Here is a 15137-nt window from a genome sequence, read left to right as displayed (position 1 = left end):
CAGCCAAAGGTCAAGGCTGTGTTAAAGGCCTATAGCAGCCACAGCGATTGCAGTTCCCGCACCATGCCGGCTGGCAGGGCTTCCACGCCGTCGCCGGGGCCGCCATCGAAATCGGTTGGCGCATCGGCTGCCTCCAGATAGCGCCAGCCCTGGTGGGCGCGGCACGGACGCAGCTGCACCGGCACCGGGCCTGGCTGCAGTTCGATGGCGCATTTCGGTCCCCAATCGGTACTGGCCATGGCGATGGACAGGATGGTTTGCCGCGCCACCAGTCGGTGCCCAATGATCCAGAAGATTGACCCGCCGATCAGTTCTTCGGCGCGTTTCGGCATGAAGCGGGTGTGGGCACCGGCACGGCCCGCGCCCCACCAATGCGCCTGCCGCGCCGCCAACGTCTCGATATCGGGGCAGCCGGCGGCCACTTTCGTAAGATGCAGCATCAGCCGAGGTACTGGACGCCCACCAGCGTGGCGAGGCCGAGGAAGGCGAAGAAACCCATTGAATCGGTGATCATCGTCACAAACACGGAAGATGCAACCGCCGGGTCAGCCTCCAGCCGATCGAGGGTGAGCGGCACCATCACGCCGGCAAGCCCTGCAACAACGATATTGAACAACATTGCCGCGGCGATCACCAGACCAAGGTTGGTGTTGCCCAGGACCAACACAACGCCCAGCCCCATCAGCACGGCCAGCGTCAAACCATTGAGGCAGGCCACGCGGATTTCCCGCCAGATGGTGCGGCGCGTGTTGCTGTCGGTCAGCTGGTTGGTCGCGAGTGCTCGCACCGTGACCGCCATTGTCTGATTGCCGGCATTGCCGCCCACGCTGGCGACGATCGGCGACAGGGCCGCCAGTGCTACCAGCGCTTCGATGCTGGCCGAAAACGCCCCGATCACGCTGGCCGATACCAGCCCGGTGATCAGATTGGCGACCAGCCAGCGTGAACGGGTGCGATAGGTGCTGAACACCGGCTCGTTGATGTCGCCATCGCCGGCGCCCGACAGTTTCAGCACGTCCTCGCCAGCTTCGGCCTGGATAATGTGCACCACGTCGTCGACGGTGATGACGCCCACCAGTTTGCCCGCATCGTCCACGACCGCGGCGGAAATCAGCGCATATTTCTGGAAGATCAGCGCCACTTCTTCCTGGTCCATGGTAACCGGGATCAGCGTCTGCTCCCGCTTCATGACATCGCCGACCATCAGATCCGGCGGGGCGGTGAGCAGCCAGGACAGCCGCATGGTGCCGATGGGGCGGCCGACGATATCGACGACGAAGATTTCCCAGAAATCGGTGGCCGGATCGATGCTGGCGCGGATGCGATCGATCACCCCGCCCACGCTCATCGTTTCGGTCACAGCCACCAGGTCGCGCTGCATCAGGCGGCCGGCGGATTCCTCCGGGTAATTCAGGGCGGCTTCGATGTCGGCACGGTCTTCGGGAGCCAGCGCGCGCAGCACCTCGCGCTGTTCGTCGGCTTCCAGATCCTCGATAACGGCCACGGCGTCGTCGGTATCGAGCTGGGTGACGACCTCGGCCACTTCGCCGGGCGACAGCGCGTCCAGCACGTCCTCGCGCACATAATCATCAAGTTCGGCGATGACTTCGGCATTGAGCAGATCGCCCAGAGCATCGGCCAGCGGCACGCGGGCATCAGCGGGAATGGCGGCAAACAGATCGGCGACGTCGGCCGGGTGCAGCGGGCTGACCAGCGCGCGCACCCCATCGTCGTCGCCGCTGTCCAGTGCAGCAGCAACGTCGCTGACAAAGGCGCGGCTCAGCCGGCCCTCTTCCAGCGCATCCGGTGCCTCGTCGGCGCGCGGGTCAAGACGCAGATCGTCGTTCACGGCGACGGGTTATACGCGCCTTTGCCGGCAGCGCCAGCCTTGGCTGTGGGGTTGGAAAATGCGTCGCAGTCCGGCCGTTCAGCCCTTCCGGCGCCGGGTCACGCGCCAGGCCCGCACGGCCCGGCCGAGATGGGCCCGCCGCAGCCCACGACCGGCCTTCAATCGTTTCAGATAAATGTTGGAATCGAAATTCTGCAGTTGAAAATGGTAATAGTTCACATACTCCAGCCAGCCGAGCATTGTGAAGCCGGCCGCAGCAAAGAAGTTGGGCTGCCAGCCTTGATTTCGCAACGACAGCGCCGCCAGCGCAGTGGCCGCCACCAGCACCGCCAACGACGGCAGTTGGGCGCGAGCGCAGGCCGCCGTCAGGCGCTCAGCCAATCCTGTGTCGCCATCAAGCACGGCCAGCGCCATCCGCCAGGCTGCAGCGCCGATCACCAGCAGCAAGGAGCAGGCCGCCATGCCGGCAATCGCGGCGGTATCGGGGGCAAGCCCGGCCGACCAAAGCATGGCGCAGCCCATCGCCGGCATCGCCACCACATTGCCGGCTTCCATTTTCCAGTAACTTGCCAGATGAAGGCGCAATTCGGCCCGGTCGCGGCCGGCCAGTTCAGATGGAGCAGGTTTCATCGGCGGCGAGACTATTCAACTGTCCAGCCTAATCAAGGTTTCGGCTTTTGATGGTACCATCAGCGCATCTGGCCCGTCGTCGCCCGCTGGTGTAACCACTGGCGCTTGGGGAGGGCGCAGCGATGCTGATCTGGTTGCCGATCATCATTTACGGAACCACCGTGGTGCTTGGGCTTGTGCTGGGCTGGTATTTCCTGAGCGGCAAGCGCCCGTCCCAGGGGCTTCAGGCGCTGCACTTCGTGCTGGGCTTTGGCGGGCTGGAAGTTGTTATGATCATCACCTCGCGGTTCAGTTCCGATCCCGATCTCAAGGAAAATGCCAGCATCGCGCTGGTCATGCTCGGGCTGACGGCAATGATCGGCCTGTTTGCCGGTATACTGGCAAAATCGCGCCCAGAGGGTCTGGGCCCGGTGCTCACCGCCCATGCCTTCGTGGGCGGCGCTGCCTTCCTGGTGCTGGCCAATTGGGCGATGAACGCCGCCGGTTAGGTGACGGCGATGATCTCCACCTCTTGCCCGGCCAGCGTCACGACATCGCCCACAGTCTTGCCCATCACGGCGCGGGCAAGCGGCGATACATAGCTGACGCTGCCTTGGTGCGGATCGGCTTCATCATCGCCAACGATCGCATAGGTCTGGATGCGGCCATCGGCGCGTTCGAAGCTGACGCTGTGGCCAAAGCTGATGCTGTCAGCGCTGGTGCGCGGCTCGACAAGCTGCGCCGAGGCGCGCCGGGCTGACCAATAGCGCAGATCACGGGTGGTGCGCGCCATGGCGGTGCGGTCGCTGCTGATCTGGTCTCCGGCTTGCGCGACGGCATAGGCGGCCCGCGCGGCAGACAGTTCAGTTTCGATCCGGGCCAGTCCGCGCGCGGTGACCAGATTGGGGTGCGCCGGGATCGGCCGGTCAGGCAGATCGGCGGCGACCGCCTCGGCATCAGATTCCTTGGTAAAGGCAACACTCATTGCAGGGCAACTCTCTTGGAGAAGGGAGCATGCCACCGCCAGTGCCGAAGGCGCAAGGTTCGGCCGCGCTGCCCGGTCAGGTTAAGGGCGGGAACCGGCGCCCAGGAAACGGAACAGTTGCTGGAAAAGCGGTCGGGCCAGCTGTACCGGGGCGGGTCGAACCACGGTTTGCATGCTGTTCAGCGTCACAAGCTGGCCATCGGCCAGCGTGGCCACCAGGCATTCCGCGCCGGCGGCATCGCGCATCACCACAAACCGCGCGTCGCCTTCGGGCGTGGCCATCAGGAACGCGTGCTGATTGCGGCGGATATAGGCCATGATGTTGACGGCAACATCAGACCAGCCACTGCCACCCAGCCGTTCAGCCACATAGCCATCAGTGCCGGGAAGAATTTCAACTTTGGAAACGCGATAATCAGCCATGGCGGCACCCTAGGGCGGGCAGAATAGATTCGACAATAGAAATTTGCCGATATTTAACCAAAATGAATGCGTTGCTGTCATCTACGCGGAGCTGCGGCTTCAGCCACTCCGGTTGCCCGCGTCGTGATCAGGGCAGCAACAGGCTGCCGTCGCCATAGCTGTAGAAACGATATTCGTTCTCGATGGCATGGGCGTAGGCCTTGCGCATCACGTCCAACCCCATCAGCGCGCTGACCAGCATGAACAGGGTCGAGCGCGGTAAGTGGAAGTTGGTAATCAGGCCGTCGATGGCCTTCCAGCGATAGCCGGGTGTGATGAAGATCGAGGTGTCGCCTGAAAAAGCTCGGATGGCACCCCCCTTGTCGACGGCGGATTCGAGCAGGCGCAGGGAGGTGGTGCCCACGGCAATGATGCGACCACCCGTGGCCCGGGCAGCGTTGAGGCGCAGGGCGGTCTGATCATCGATGCTGCCCCATTCGGCGTGCATCTGGTGATCTTCGATCCTGTCTGCCTTCACCGGCAGGAAGGTGCCGGCACCCACGTGCAGCGTCACGGTCTCGCGCGAGATGCCGGCTGCGTGCAAGGCGGCCCACAAGCGCGGCGTGAAGTGCAGGCCGGCGGTGGGGGCGGCAACGGCGCCGTCCTTGGCGGCATGCAGCGTCTGATAATCGCTGAAATCCTGAGCATCGATGCCGCGCCGGCGGGCAATATAGGGCGGCAACGGCATTTCGCCCACGTTGTGCAACGCCGATTCCAGTGGCTGGCCGGCGGTTTCAAACTGCCAGAGCACGCCGCCCTCGTCGGCCTTTTCGATCACCTCGCCGATCAGCAGGGCGCTGCCGCCTTGGCTGAAGTCCACGCGGGTGCCCGGTTTCAGGCGGCGGGCGTTCTTGACGAAACTCCACCAGCGGTTGCCGCTCTCGCGCTTGTGCAGCGTCACGCCGATGGCGGCTTCGCCTACGTTTGCAAACAATTGCGCCGGGATCACGCGGGTATCATTCACCACCAGCACGTCGCCAGGGCGCAGCTGGCCGGGCAGATCGGTGAAGTGGAGATCGTCCAACACACCGACATCCCTGCCGCGTACGGTCAGCAGCCGGGCGCTGTCGCGCGGTATCACCGGTCGCAGCGGGATGCGGTCTTCGGGCAAATCGAAATCGAAATCATCAACCAGCATCGGGGGAACAGCCCTTTGGTCGGAGGAAGAGGGAGGGGGTCAGCGGGGCGGCTGCGGCCCCGATTGCGTGCCGGATGCCGGTGGGGGCAGGTTCAGCACACCCGCCGGAATCGGCGAGGCCTTGGCCTTCAGCGCTGCAAAATTGGGCGGCGGCACCTTGTCGGCCGCGATGCTGGCCTTGATGATGCGGCTGGGATTTTCCGGCGGCTCGCCCTTTTCGATGCCGTCCACATAGGCCATGCCTTCCACCACGCGGCCCCACACTGTGTAGGTGCGATCCAGCTTCAGGGCGGGCATCAGCACGATATAAAACTGGCTGTTGGCGCTGTCGTCGCTCTGCGAACGCGCCATGGCGGCAGCGCCGCGTACGTGCGGCAGATCGTTGAATTCGGCCTTCAGATCGTCGAGCTTAGAACCGCCTGTGCCGGTGCCGGTGGGATCACCGCCCTGCGCCATGAAGCCATCGATCACGCGGTGGAAGACGGTGCCATCGTAGAAACCCTGGCGCGCCAGCGTGCGAATGCGCTCCACGTGCTTGGGCGCCACATCCGGGCGCATGACGATCTTGACGCGGCCGCCCGACGACAGATCGAGCACCAAGATATTTTCCTGGTCCACCTGGGCGATCATGCCGGCGATATTGGACGGCGCCGCCATTTCCGGCAGCTTGGGCGGGGCCTTCAGATCCTTGGGATCGATGCGCTGTTGCTGGGCCAGAGCCGGTCCGGCAGCCAGAGTGAACACAGCAGCAATCAGCAACGGCAATCGCATCATTGGCCTTTCAATCCGGTTTCCGCGACCCTGGCCACCACATCGGCAGCGATACGGGGCGGGACGAACTTGCGGATGTCGCCACCATAAACAGCAATTTCCTTGACCAGACGTGAAGCGATCGGCTGCAAGGCGACATCGGCCATTAGAAATACCTGTTCGATATCGTCATTCAGCGCCCGGTTCATGCCGGTCATCTGGAACTCATATTCGAAATCGCCGGCACCGCGCAGGCCGCGCACGATTACCGTGGCGTTCAACCGCTCGGCAAAGGTCATCAGCAGCTCATCGAAATCGGCAACGTCCACGTTGGGGATGTCAGCGGTTTCGCGGATGATCTGCGCCTTGCGCTCCGCCAGCGTGAACATCGGCGATTTCGATGGGTTGGTGGCCACACCAATCACCAGCCTGTCCACCAGCCGCGCGCCACGGCGGATGATGTCCATATGCCCAAGGGTCATCGGATCGAAGGTGCCGGGATAGACGCCAATACGGGTCATGAGGCTTGCTTCTTACCGATCACGCTCGACAGCGAAACGCGCAATGGCGCGCAGCAGATCGGCCTCCGGTCCGAAACCGGAAAGATGGGCGATGGCCTGATCGATCAGGGCATTGGCCTGGGCGCGGGCGCGTTCGACCCCCAGCAGAGAGACGAAGGTCGCCTTGCCGGCGGCTGCATCCTTCTGCACGGCCTTGCCGGTCTTGGCGGATTCGCCTTCCACGTCGAGCAGATCATCGGCGATCTGGAAGGCCAGGCCGAGATCGCGGGCGTAGGCGCGCAAGCTTTTCTTGTTGGCTTCCGATGCCCGGCCCATAATGGCGCCGGCTTCCAGGCACCACACGATCAGTGCGCCGGTTTTCAGCTGCTGCAGCCGGGTGATGCCGGCCAGATCATAGGTCACGTCGCCGGCCACCAGGTCCATTATCTGGCCGCCGGCCATGCCGGCCGGACCGGACTGGATGGCAAGTTGGGTGATGAGTTCCAGCCGGGCGACTGGATCTTGGTGGGTGGCAGGATCGGCCAGGATTTCAAAAGCCAGATCGTGCAGGCAATCGCCGGCCAGCACGGCGGTGGCTTCGTCGAAGGCCTTATGCACGGTGGGCTTGCCGCGGCGCAGGTCATCATCGTCCATGCACGGCAGATCGTCGTGGATCAGGCTGTAGACATGGATGCATTCGATCGCGAGCGCGACCCTGAGCGCCTGTTCGCGTGGCACATGGAAGATATCGCAGGCCGCAATCACCAGCAGCGGGCGCATGCGTTTGCCACCGCCGATCGCCGCATGGCGCATGGCTTCATACAGCCGAGCGCGGCTGTCATCGGGCATGGCCAGCAGCCGATCGAAACGCTGATCGATGGCCTTGCCGATGGCATCAAGGGCGGGCTTCAGGCTGAGCGAGGGCTGCACCATGTCCGTTCGCCCTTATTGCGCGTCAAAGGGGCGGGTGGCGACGGCTTCGCCGGCGGCATTCTGCTGGATCTGTTCGATCCGCATGCGTGCATCGTTCAACCGGGTTTCGCACAGCGATTTCAGTGACTGGCCGCGTTCATAGAGCGCGATGCTGTCATCGAGGCTGAGATCGCCCGATTCCAGCTTGCGCACAATGTCTTCAAGCTCGCGCAGGGCGTCTTCGAAGCTGGGCTGGGGGGCAGCGGGCGTGTCCATGAACGCCGTATCTGGACGGGCGCGGGCGCGTGGTCAAGCCGGGCGCATGCTTGCGAACATCAATCCGCCTTGCCAGCCCGGCGCCGCGGCGCGACACTGTTGAAAAATCGATCAAGGAGATGAGACATGCCAACCTCCACGCGCGCTGCCGTGCTGCGCCAACGAGGGCAGCCCTACAACATCGAAACCGTTGAGCTGGCCGATCCCGGGCCGGGGCAGGTGCTGGTCAAGCTGGCGGCCTGCGGCATCTGCTTCACCGATGTGGGCGTGCAGCGTTACGAACAGGGCACACCCTTGCCGCAGGTGCTGGGCCATGAAGGCGCTGGCACGGTGCTGGCGGTGGGCGAAGGCGTCACCAACGTGGCCGCCGGAGACCGCGTGGTGCTGAGCTATGCCAGCTGCGGCGCCTGCCCCAGTTGCAGCCATGATCACCCGCAATATTGTGCGAACTTCATGGCGTTGAACTACGCCGGCGTGTTGCCCGACGGCCGGGTGCCGATGAGCCAGAATGGGCAGCCGGTCTATGGTGGCTTCTTTGGCCAATCCAGCTTTGCCGATCATGCCATCGCCTATGCGCGCAATACGGTGAAGCTGGCCGATGACGTGTCGTTCGCGCTGGCTGCCCCGTTTGGCTGCGGCCTGCAGACAGGAGCCGGCACCGCCTACAACACGCTGAACGTGCAGCCGCATCACGGGTTCGCCGTGATGGGCGCAGGTTCGGTGGGGCTGGCGGCTCTGCTGGCGGCGGTGGACCGCGGCTGCCACACCATCATCGCGGTCGATCGGGTTGCCGAACGGCTGGCGCTCGCCCGTCGCCTGGGGGCGACGCACACCATATTGGCCGATGGCCGCGACATGATGCTGGCGCTGCGCGAGGTGGTGGCGACCGGCATCGATCGCATCGTCGATACCACCGGGGCCTCAGCCGTGATCCGCGCCGGTCTGGAGGCGCTGGCCAGCAGGGGGGAACTCGCCATGCTGGCCGTCACCGCGCCGGGCACCGAAATCACGTTCAACCCCAACACGCTGCTCGGCGGGCGTTCGTTGCGCGGCGCCGTGGAAGGCGATGCCGATCCGCAGAGCTTCATCCCCTGGCTGATCGACCGCCACCGTGCCGGCCGCTTCAATCACGCACCGCTTGTGACAGAGTATCCGCTGGCAGCCATCAACGAAGCCGTGGCCGATATGGCCAGCGGCAAGGCGGTGAAGCCGGTGCTGGTGATGGAGTGAGTTATTTCCCGGTGAATGTCGCCGGCCGCTTCTGCAGGAAGGCGCTGACACCCTCCACGAAATCGGCGCTGCGCCCGGCCAGAAGCTGGTTGCGGCGCTCCACCATCAGGCCTTCGGACAGCGATACATCCAGGCAATCGCGGATACCTTGGCGGATCAGGGCATAGGATTTGGTCGGCCCCTTCGCCAGTTTCTCGGCCACGGCACGGGTGGCTGCGGCCAGATCGGCATCCTCGACCACCTTGTAGACCATTCCCCAATCCAGCGCGGTTTCGGCCGGGATGCGTTCGCCCAGCATCATCATGGCCTGCGCCCGCGCCCGGCCGGCCAGCCGCGGCAGCAGCCAGGTCGAGCCGACGTCGGGCACCAGCCCGATGTTGACGAAGGCCTGCAAGAAATAGGCGGATTTCGCCGCAATCACGATGTCGCCGGCCAGCGCATAGGAACAGCCGGCACCGGCCGCGACGCCGTTGACCGAGGTGATGAACGGCACCGGCAGCGCAAACAAGCGCTCCAGCAGCGGATTGAAATGCGATTCGAGCACGGCACCGGCATCCGGCGGGCCGGAGCGTTTTGCGCCACCGCCAGCCCCGCCGCCGGCCAGATCGGCGCCCGAACAGAAGCCGCGCCCCGTGCCGGTCAGGACCAGCACGCGCGCCGTGCCTTCGTCGCGCACCCGGTCCACCGCGTCGATCATCTCCTCGATCACGCCCACGTGGAGCGCGTTCATCACCTGCGGCCGGTTGATGGTGAGGGTGGCGATGCCCTCGGCTTCTTCGAACAATATGTGGGTATAGCTCATGACGGTCTCCCTTTGGCCGTCACGATAGGGGGCGTGGGCGCGCCCCGTCACCCCATCAATCAGCCAAGGTGGATCGCTTACAGCTCGGGCATCACTTCCATGATCGCCGCCAGGCAATCGCGGCCCAGTTGCATCGAACGCTGCGGCGACCAGCCATACTCGGCGCAGGGCAGATCGTCGTTGTCCTTGAACGGCATTTCCAACGTCATGGCGAGGCAGCCGAACCGCTCGGCCAGCTGGTTGGTGCTCATGGCCAGATTGGCGGTGCCGGGGCGGGCGACGGGATAGCCTTTCGCGGTCTGGAAATCCGGCGTTATCCGCGCCAGCCGCGCCTTGTAATCGGCGAGTAGCGCCAGCTGTTTCGGCGTGATCGACGGGATGCCTTCAAAGCCGGCGATGAACACCTGCGGGATGGCTTCATCACCATGCACATCCATGGCGAGGTCGCAGCCGGTTTTGTCCATCGCTTGCCGCACACACAATACTTCAGGCGATTTTTCCGCTGACGGCGCTTGCCATTCGCGGTTGAGGTTCACGCCGGCGGCGTTGGTGCGCAGATGGCCGCGGAAACTGCCATCAGGGTTCATATTGGGCACGATGTGGAAAGTGGCCTGTTGGCGCAACGTGCGCGCTACCGGATCGTGCGGGTCAGTCAGTCGCTCCAGCGCACCTTCCATCCACCATTCGGCCATGCTCTCGCCCGGATGCTGGCGGGCATAGAGCCACACGGTCTTGGCGCCATCGCCCACGACCAACCGGTCAATCGCCCGGCCATCAAGGCTGAGGCCCAGCACATCGGCGCGCACGCCGGGCTGGGCGGCGATGCGGGCAATCAGATCATGGTGCCGCTCCATGGAATACGGCGCGAAATAGGCCAGCCAAAGCTGGTCAACGCTTGGCGTCACCTCGATGGTGAGCGTGCCATTGGCGGATTTGGGATCGAAACTGGTCAGCGCGCGCCGCCACGTCTGCCGGTCTCCCGAAACGCAGGCGCGATAGCCCGGCCAGCCGCCGGGATAGGCGCAGTTGTTCAGATCGATGATGCGGATGATGCAGCGCTGGTCCTTCGCTCCAGAAAGGCGAAAGTGGAACCATTGATAGAAGTCGCTGTGCGCGTCCTTGCCTATGGTCAGCACGATCTCGTGCGGGCCGGCAATCCGCTCGACCTGGATGTTGCCCGAATCAAAGGCAGTATCGATGCTGATCATTGGTCGGTCTTCACTTTCACGGTCACGCTCTGGCCGCTCGGGCCGGGAAAGCCCTTGAGCAGGGCCTGCAGCAGCACCGGCGCGGCGCTGATCGGATCGATGCTGGGAGCGATGGTGCTGGCGCGGCCTTCCCACACGGCGCTGCCGTCGCTGGCCCGGCGGATCTGCAGCGTCATCAGCGCGGCCGTCACGTTGCGGGTGCCGCCACCCACCGGGAAGGTCACACCGCCGCCAAGGCCGCCATTCCAGCCGCCAGTGCCGCCGCCGATGCCAATCGATATGGGGGAGCGTTTGCGGACCACCTCGCTGTTGCCGGTAAGCGAAATGCGCGCGACATGATCAGCCGGCTGGCCGCCCGTTGCCAGCGTAAAGCCCGCCTTGGCCAGTTCGGCATTGGCCACAGCGGCCAGCGCGCCGAACTGCAGCGAGGATGCCGCCGCCGGATCGGCTGGCTCCACCGTGATGCTGCTGCCGGTCAGCGGCGGTGCCGGCGGTGCCAGGATGTGGAAGCGGGTTACCTCCACTTTCACGGTTGCGGCATGGGCCACCGATGGCAGCAGCAGGGCGGCCAGCACGGCAGGCAAAATCATGTGGCGGGTCATGGGCTTTACTCGCGGGGCACTTATACCCCTGTCTGGTCGCACTTCGGCTGCGGGCAAGCAAGGGTGGATCAGGCGACCGCGGTTGACAAAGCGCAGCGCCTCCCTTAGCGACCGGCTTTCGTTTCACCACCGATTCACTTGCCGGGATTGATCATGAAGATCCGCAACAGCCTCAAGAGCCTCAAGGGCCGCCACCGTGACTGCCAGATCGTGCGTCGTCGCGGCCGCACCTATGTCATCAACAAGACCAACCGTCGCTTCAAGGCCCGCCAGGGCTGAAGCCGCGCCGCTGGCCCGTTTGGCCGGCAGGTTGACTTGGTGAGACCCCTGCCATCGGGCGGGGGTTTTGCTGTTTGTGGGGTTGGTGATGGCCAGAATCTTGCCGACTGCCGTGGTGTTCGATGTCGGCAATGTGCTGGTGGATTGGAACGTGCGCGCTTTCTATGCGCCGTTGATCCCCGATCCGGCGCGGCTGGACTGGTTCCTGGTTGAGGTGGTGACGCCGACCTGGCATTTCCAGCATGATGCCGGCCGGCCGTTTGCGGAAACCAGCGCCGAACTCATCGCCCGCTTCCCGGCCGAGGCTGAACTGATCCGCCAATATGGCCCCCGCTTCAATGAAACGGTACCCGGTGCCATTTCTGGCATGATCGAACTGGTGGAGCAGTTGGCCGCGGCCTGCGTGCCGCTGTTTGCCATCACCAATTTCAGCCACGAATTCTGGCCACCGTTCCGGACCGAGTGGCCGGTGTTCGATCATTTCACCGACATCATCGTTTCAGGCGAAGAGCGGCTGACCAAACCGGATGCCGCGATCTATCAACTCGCCCTGCGCCGTTTCGGCCTTGGCCCCGGTGAAGCGATCTTCATCGATGACCGCGCCGACAATGTGGAGGCAGCCGTGGCCAACGGCTTTGTGGGCCACCTGTTCACCGGCCACGAAGTGCTGGCGGCGGAATTGGCGCGGCTGGGCCTGCTGGCTCAATAATTCTTCAGCTCGTCCCCCGTCAGTCGGACAACGTGGACGACGTTGGTGGTGCCGGGCGTCGAAAAGGGCACGCCGGCGATCAGCACCAGCGGATCGCCGCCTTTGGCCAGACCCGTTCGCAATGCCATACGCTTGGATTTGGCCACCATTTCCTCGAAACTGCCAACATCGCGGGTGGTGACTGCATGCACACCCCACACCAGGCCCATGCGCCGCGCCGTCGTCTGGCTGGGCGTGAGGCACAGCACCGGCACCGAAGGCCGCTCGCGCGCGGCGCGGCCGGCAGTGGAGCCGGAGATGGTGAAGCAGGCAATGGCGCGGGCGCCGATGGTGCGGCTGATGTCGGCAGCGGCCGACGTGATGGCGGCCGCCGTTGAACGGCCGGTGGCCACTTCGGTGAAATGCACGCGGCCATGATAGCTCGGGTCGGCCTCCACCTGGGCAGCGATGGCATCCATCATGCTCACCGCTTCCACCGGCCAGGCCCCGGCGGCGCTTTCGGCGGACAGCATCACGGCATCGGCGCCGTCATAGATTGCGGTCGCCACGTCCGATACTTCGGCGCGGGTGGGCGAGGGGCTGGTGATCATCGATTCCAGCATCTGGGTCGCCACCACCACCGGCTTGCCCAGACTGCGCGCCATGGCAACGATGCGTTTCTGGGCGGGCGGCACATTCTGCGGCGGCAGTTCGACACCCAGATCCCCGCGCGCCACCATCACGGCGTCGGCGATTTCCAATATCTCCTCCAGCCGTTCCAGCGCCGCCGGCTTCTCGATCTTGGCGAGCAGCGCGGCGCGGCCGCCAATCAGCCGGCGCGCTTCGGCGACGTCTTCGGGGCGTTGCACGAAGCTCAGGGCCACCCAGTCCACCCCGCAATCGAGCGCAAAGCTGAGATCGGCGCGGTCCTTCGGGGTCAGCGCCGGCAGCGGTACCACCACATCGGGCACGTTGACGCCCTTGTTGTCCTTGATGGTGCCGGGCACCTCCACCACGCAATCAATGGCGTCTTCCGAAACGTCGATGGCGCGCAGCACGATCTTGCCATCGTCAACCAGCAGGCGGGCACCGGGGCGCAGCGCGGCAAAGATTTCCTTGTGCGGGAGGCAAACGCGCGCTGTATCACCCGGCGCAGTGTGGCGATCGAAACGGAAGGCCTGGCCCTTCACCAACTCCGCCGCGCCGCCGGCGACCCGGCCCACCCGCAATTTCGGCCCTTGCAGATCAGCAAGGATGGCGATCGGCCGGCCATTGGCCTTTTCGACAGCGCGCACCGCCGCGATCAGCTTGCCTTGGCTTTCGTGGCTGCCGTGGCTCATGTTCACACGAAAGGCATCGGCACCGGCCGCATGCAGTTTGCTGATCATCTCTTCCGAAGCCGATGCTGGCCCCAACGTGGCCAGCACCTTGACCCGGCGGGCCCTTGGTTGAAGATGTCGGCTCATGCTGCGTCTCAGTCGTTCGGATTTGCCGCTACCCTAGCGGTTGATGCGGCGCAGTGCCACAGGAGAGAGACACCGCCATGACGATCCTTGCCGATGATGCAGTGCGGGAACGGCTTGAAGCCGCAGCCTTTCGCCGCCTGATGCTGCATTTGCGCCAGCGCACTGACGTGCAGAATATCGACCTGATGGGCTGGAGCGGCTTTTGCCGCAACTGCCTGGGCGACTGGCTGCACGAGGAAGCTGAGAAGTTGGGCTTGGCCGTTAGCAAGGTTGAGGGCCGCATCCATGTTTATGGCATGAGCCAGACCGAGTGGAAGGCGCAGCATCAGCATCCGGCGACGCAGGAACAATTGGACCGAATGGCCGAATCGCTGGCGCAGAATGAGCGGGTTCGATAACCCCTGCGGCAACCAATTTCAGACAGGGACCCAAATGAGCGACGAGACGATCTCTGGCACCGAAAGCGTGTCCGCCACCCAGTTGCGCCTGTTCATCGAGCGCATCGAAACGCTGGAAGAAGAAAAAAAGAGCATGGCCGACGACATCAAGGATGTCTACGCCGAAGCCAAGGGCACTGGTTTCGATATCAAGACGATGAAGACGCTGGTGCGGCTGCGGAAAATGGAAACCGCCGCCCGGCAGGAAGCCGAAGCGCTGCTGGAAACCTACCGGGCCGCCATCGGCCTGTAATCGGGGGAAAAACGATGATTCTTTATGGGGGCAAGCTCTCGCCGTTCGTGATGCGGCCGTTGCTGGTGAGCCGTGCAAAGGGTGCCGAGGTCACGCTGGGCAGCTTTGAAGGGGGCATCAAGTGCCCGGAATATCTGGCGCTCTGCCCCACCGGCAAGATGCCACTACTGGTCGATGGTGATCTGGCGCTGCCGGAAAGCCAGGTCATCGCCGATTATCTTGATCTGGCGCTGCCCGGTCCCAAGCTGATCCCGGCCGATATCATGGGCGCCACCAAGGTGCGGTTGCTGGTGCGGCTGGCTGACAGCTATGTCGTACCGCAACTGGGCGGGCTGTTCCGCGGCCGCGAGATCCCGGCCGGCGTGCCGGACGCGCTCAAGGGCATGGGTGAGGCGCTGGGTTACATCGAGCATTACCGCAACGCCGATGACGCGTTCGCCTACGGCAACAGCTTCACCCAAGCCGATGCGGCGCTGATCCCGCTGTTCTTCTTCCTTGATGCATTGGATGGCCCGATGCCGACCAAGGCGCTGGTGGCCGCACAGCCCGGCCTCGCTGCCTGGTGGGCCCGTGCCAAGGCCAGTGCGCTGGGCGCGCAGGCGATTGCCGAGCAGGCCGAAGGCTTGAAGCAGATGATGGCCAGCCGGGCTTGATTGTCAGGCGACCTCGCCCGTAAGCTCAATCCCACAAG

The 15137-nt window shown here is 64.4% G+C and carries 21 protein-coding genes; 7 read left to right on the top strand and 14 right to left on the bottom strand.

The annotated features are described in order from the left end of the window. Nucleotides 1–29: 29 nt before the first annotated feature. The 3 genes from Q7O19_RS02045 to Q7O19_RS02035 all read right to left on the bottom strand — a co-directional run bounded on the left by Q7O19_RS02045 (nt 30) and on the right by Q7O19_RS02035 (nt 2479). Nucleotides 30–440, bottom strand: a complete 411-nt coding sequence (locus Q7O19_RS02045) for a DUF1489 domain-containing protein (protein ID WP_303808352.1) — start codon at nt 438–440, stop codon at nt 30–32. Next, on the bottom strand, nt 440–1849 hold the full coding sequence (gene mgtE, locus Q7O19_RS02040; RefSeq protein ID WP_273462203.1) for a magnesium transporter: 1410 nt from the start codon (nt 1847–1849) through the stop codon (nt 440–442). Before mgtE ends, Q7O19_RS02045 begins: the two co-directional genes overlap by 1 nt. A 78-nt stretch (nt 1850–1927) precedes the next feature. Next, nucleotides 1928–2479, bottom strand: coding sequence for a hypothetical protein (locus Q7O19_RS02035; RefSeq protein WP_303808351.1), 552 nt, complete (start codon nt 2477–2479; stop codon nt 1928–1930). A gap of 122 nt (nt 2480–2601) precedes the next feature. Between Q7O19_RS02035 and Q7O19_RS02030 the strand changes: the two genes are divergently transcribed. Further along, entirely contained in the window at nt 2602–2967 is a 366-nt protein-coding gene (locus Q7O19_RS02030) for a hypothetical protein (RefSeq protein WP_303808349.1), read from the top strand. Here the strand turns inward: Q7O19_RS02030 and greA are convergent. The 7 genes from greA to Q7O19_RS01995 all read right to left on the bottom strand — a co-directional run bounded on the left by greA (nt 2964) and on the right by Q7O19_RS01995 (nt 7481). Continuing rightward, nucleotides 2964–3443, bottom strand: coding sequence for a transcription elongation factor GreA (greA, locus tag Q7O19_RS02025; RefSeq protein WP_303808347.1), 480 nt, complete (start codon nt 3441–3443; stop codon nt 2964–2966). The genes Q7O19_RS02030 and greA overlap by 4 nt on opposite strands. 81 nt (nt 3444–3524) lie before the next feature. Beyond that, entirely contained in the window at nt 3525–3866 is a 342-nt protein-coding gene (locus Q7O19_RS02020; RefSeq protein WP_303808345.1) for a hypothetical protein, read from the bottom strand. Between the two features lie 127 nt (nt 3867–3993). After that, entirely contained in the window at nt 3994–5043 is a 1050-nt protein-coding gene (queA, locus tag Q7O19_RS02015) for a tRNA preQ1(34) S-adenosylmethionine ribosyltransferase-isomerase QueA (RefSeq protein ID WP_303808344.1), read from the bottom strand. Nucleotides 5044–5082: 39 nt separating this feature from the next. Beyond that, nucleotides 5083–5817, bottom strand: a complete 735-nt coding sequence (locus Q7O19_RS02010; RefSeq protein WP_303808343.1) for a peptidylprolyl isomerase — start codon at nt 5815–5817, stop codon at nt 5083–5085. Next, nucleotides 5814–6314: a pantetheine-phosphate adenylyltransferase gene (gene coaD, locus Q7O19_RS02005; protein WP_303808342.1), complete on the bottom strand. Its 501-nt coding sequence runs from the start codon at nt 6312–6314 to the stop codon at nt 5814–5816. The genes Q7O19_RS02010 and coaD overlap by 4 nt, the downstream gene beginning before the upstream one ends. 12 nt (nt 6315–6326) lie before the next feature. After that, nucleotides 6327–7226, bottom strand: coding sequence for a polyprenyl synthetase family protein (locus tag Q7O19_RS02000; protein WP_303808341.1), 900 nt, complete (start codon nt 7224–7226; stop codon nt 6327–6329). 12 nt (nt 7227–7238) lie between these two features. Next, nucleotides 7239–7481 (bottom strand): exodeoxyribonuclease VII small subunit, encoded by a 243-nt coding sequence (locus Q7O19_RS01995; RefSeq protein WP_022679691.1) that lies wholly within the window; start codon nt 7479–7481, stop codon nt 7239–7241. A 126-nt stretch (nt 7482–7607) separates the two neighbouring features. On the opposite strand from Q7O19_RS01995, the gene Q7O19_RS01990 reads away from it, so the two are divergent. Further along, complete coding sequence (locus tag Q7O19_RS01990) at nt 7608–8711, top strand: NAD(P)-dependent alcohol dehydrogenase (protein WP_303808340.1); 1104 nt, start codon at nt 7608–7610, stop codon at nt 8709–8711. Between the two features lies 1 nt (nt 8712). Here Q7O19_RS01990 and Q7O19_RS01985 read toward each other — a convergent pair whose 3' ends face one another. The 3 genes from Q7O19_RS01985 to Q7O19_RS01975 form a co-directional block, all read right to left on the bottom strand. Next, nucleotides 8713–9513, bottom strand: a complete 801-nt coding sequence (locus tag Q7O19_RS01985) for an enoyl-CoA hydratase-related protein (protein ID WP_303808339.1) — start codon at nt 9511–9513, stop codon at nt 8713–8715. A 77-nt stretch (nt 9514–9590) separates the two neighbouring features. Next, a complete protein-coding gene (locus Q7O19_RS01980) occupies nt 9591–10721 on the bottom strand; it encodes a M14-type cytosolic carboxypeptidase (protein WP_303808337.1) in 1131 nt (376 codons plus the stop codon). After that, nucleotides 10718–11323, bottom strand: a complete 606-nt coding sequence (locus Q7O19_RS01975) for a DUF4136 domain-containing protein (protein WP_303808335.1) — start codon at nt 11321–11323, stop codon at nt 10718–10720. Before Q7O19_RS01975 ends, Q7O19_RS01980 begins: the two co-directional genes overlap by 4 nt. Before the next feature lie 153 nt (nt 11324–11476). Here Q7O19_RS01975 and ykgO point away from each other — a divergent pair, with 153 nt between their 5' ends. Together ykgO and Q7O19_RS01965 are read left to right on the top strand one after the other, a co-directional pair. Continuing rightward, nucleotides 11477–11602 carry a type B 50S ribosomal protein L36 gene (ykgO, locus tag Q7O19_RS01970; RefSeq protein WP_022679686.1) on the top strand — a complete coding sequence of 42 codons (126 nt, stop codon included), beginning with the start codon at nt 11477–11479 and terminating at the stop codon, nt 11600–11602. An 88-nt stretch (nt 11603–11690) separates the two neighbouring features. Continuing rightward, nucleotides 11691–12311 (top strand): HAD family phosphatase, encoded by a 621-nt coding sequence (locus Q7O19_RS01965; RefSeq protein ID WP_303808388.1) that lies wholly within the window; start codon nt 11691–11693, stop codon nt 12309–12311. Here the strand turns inward: Q7O19_RS01965 and pyk are convergent. Further along, nucleotides 12305–13756 (bottom strand): pyruvate kinase, encoded by a 1452-nt coding sequence (gene pyk / locus Q7O19_RS01960; RefSeq protein ID WP_303808333.1) that lies wholly within the window; start codon nt 13754–13756, stop codon nt 12305–12307. The two genes, Q7O19_RS01965 and pyk, sit on opposite strands and share 7 nt — an antisense overlap. A gap of 77 nt (nt 13757–13833) precedes the next feature. On the opposite strand from pyk, the gene Q7O19_RS01955 reads away from it, so the two are divergent. Genes Q7O19_RS01955 through Q7O19_RS01945 form a run of 3 tightly spaced genes read left to right on the top strand, consistent with a single transcriptional unit; the run spans nt 13834 to nt 15099 of the window. Further along, nucleotides 13834–14154 (top strand): DUF1244 domain-containing protein, encoded by a 321-nt coding sequence (locus Q7O19_RS01955; RefSeq protein WP_303808331.1) that lies wholly within the window; start codon nt 13834–13836, stop codon nt 14152–14154. Nucleotides 14155–14188: 34 nt separating this feature from the next. After that, nucleotides 14189–14446, top strand: coding sequence for a DUF2312 domain-containing protein (locus Q7O19_RS01950; RefSeq protein WP_303808329.1), 258 nt, complete (start codon nt 14189–14191; stop codon nt 14444–14446). Between the two features lie 14 nt (nt 14447–14460). Further along, a complete protein-coding gene (locus Q7O19_RS01945; protein ID WP_303808328.1) occupies nt 14461–15099 on the top strand; it encodes a glutathione S-transferase family protein in 639 nt (212 codons plus the stop codon). The last annotated feature ends 38 nt before the right edge of the window (nt 15100–15137 follow it).

It is taken from the genome of Sandarakinorhabdus limnophila DSM 17366 (assembly GCF_945882885.1).
Lineage (GTDB): Bacteria > Pseudomonadota > Alphaproteobacteria > Sphingomonadales > Sphingomonadaceae > Sandarakinorhabdus > Sandarakinorhabdus limnophila_A.
Note: the sequence above shows the minus strand (reverse complement) of the source record. Positions and strands in the feature narration are given on the sequence as shown.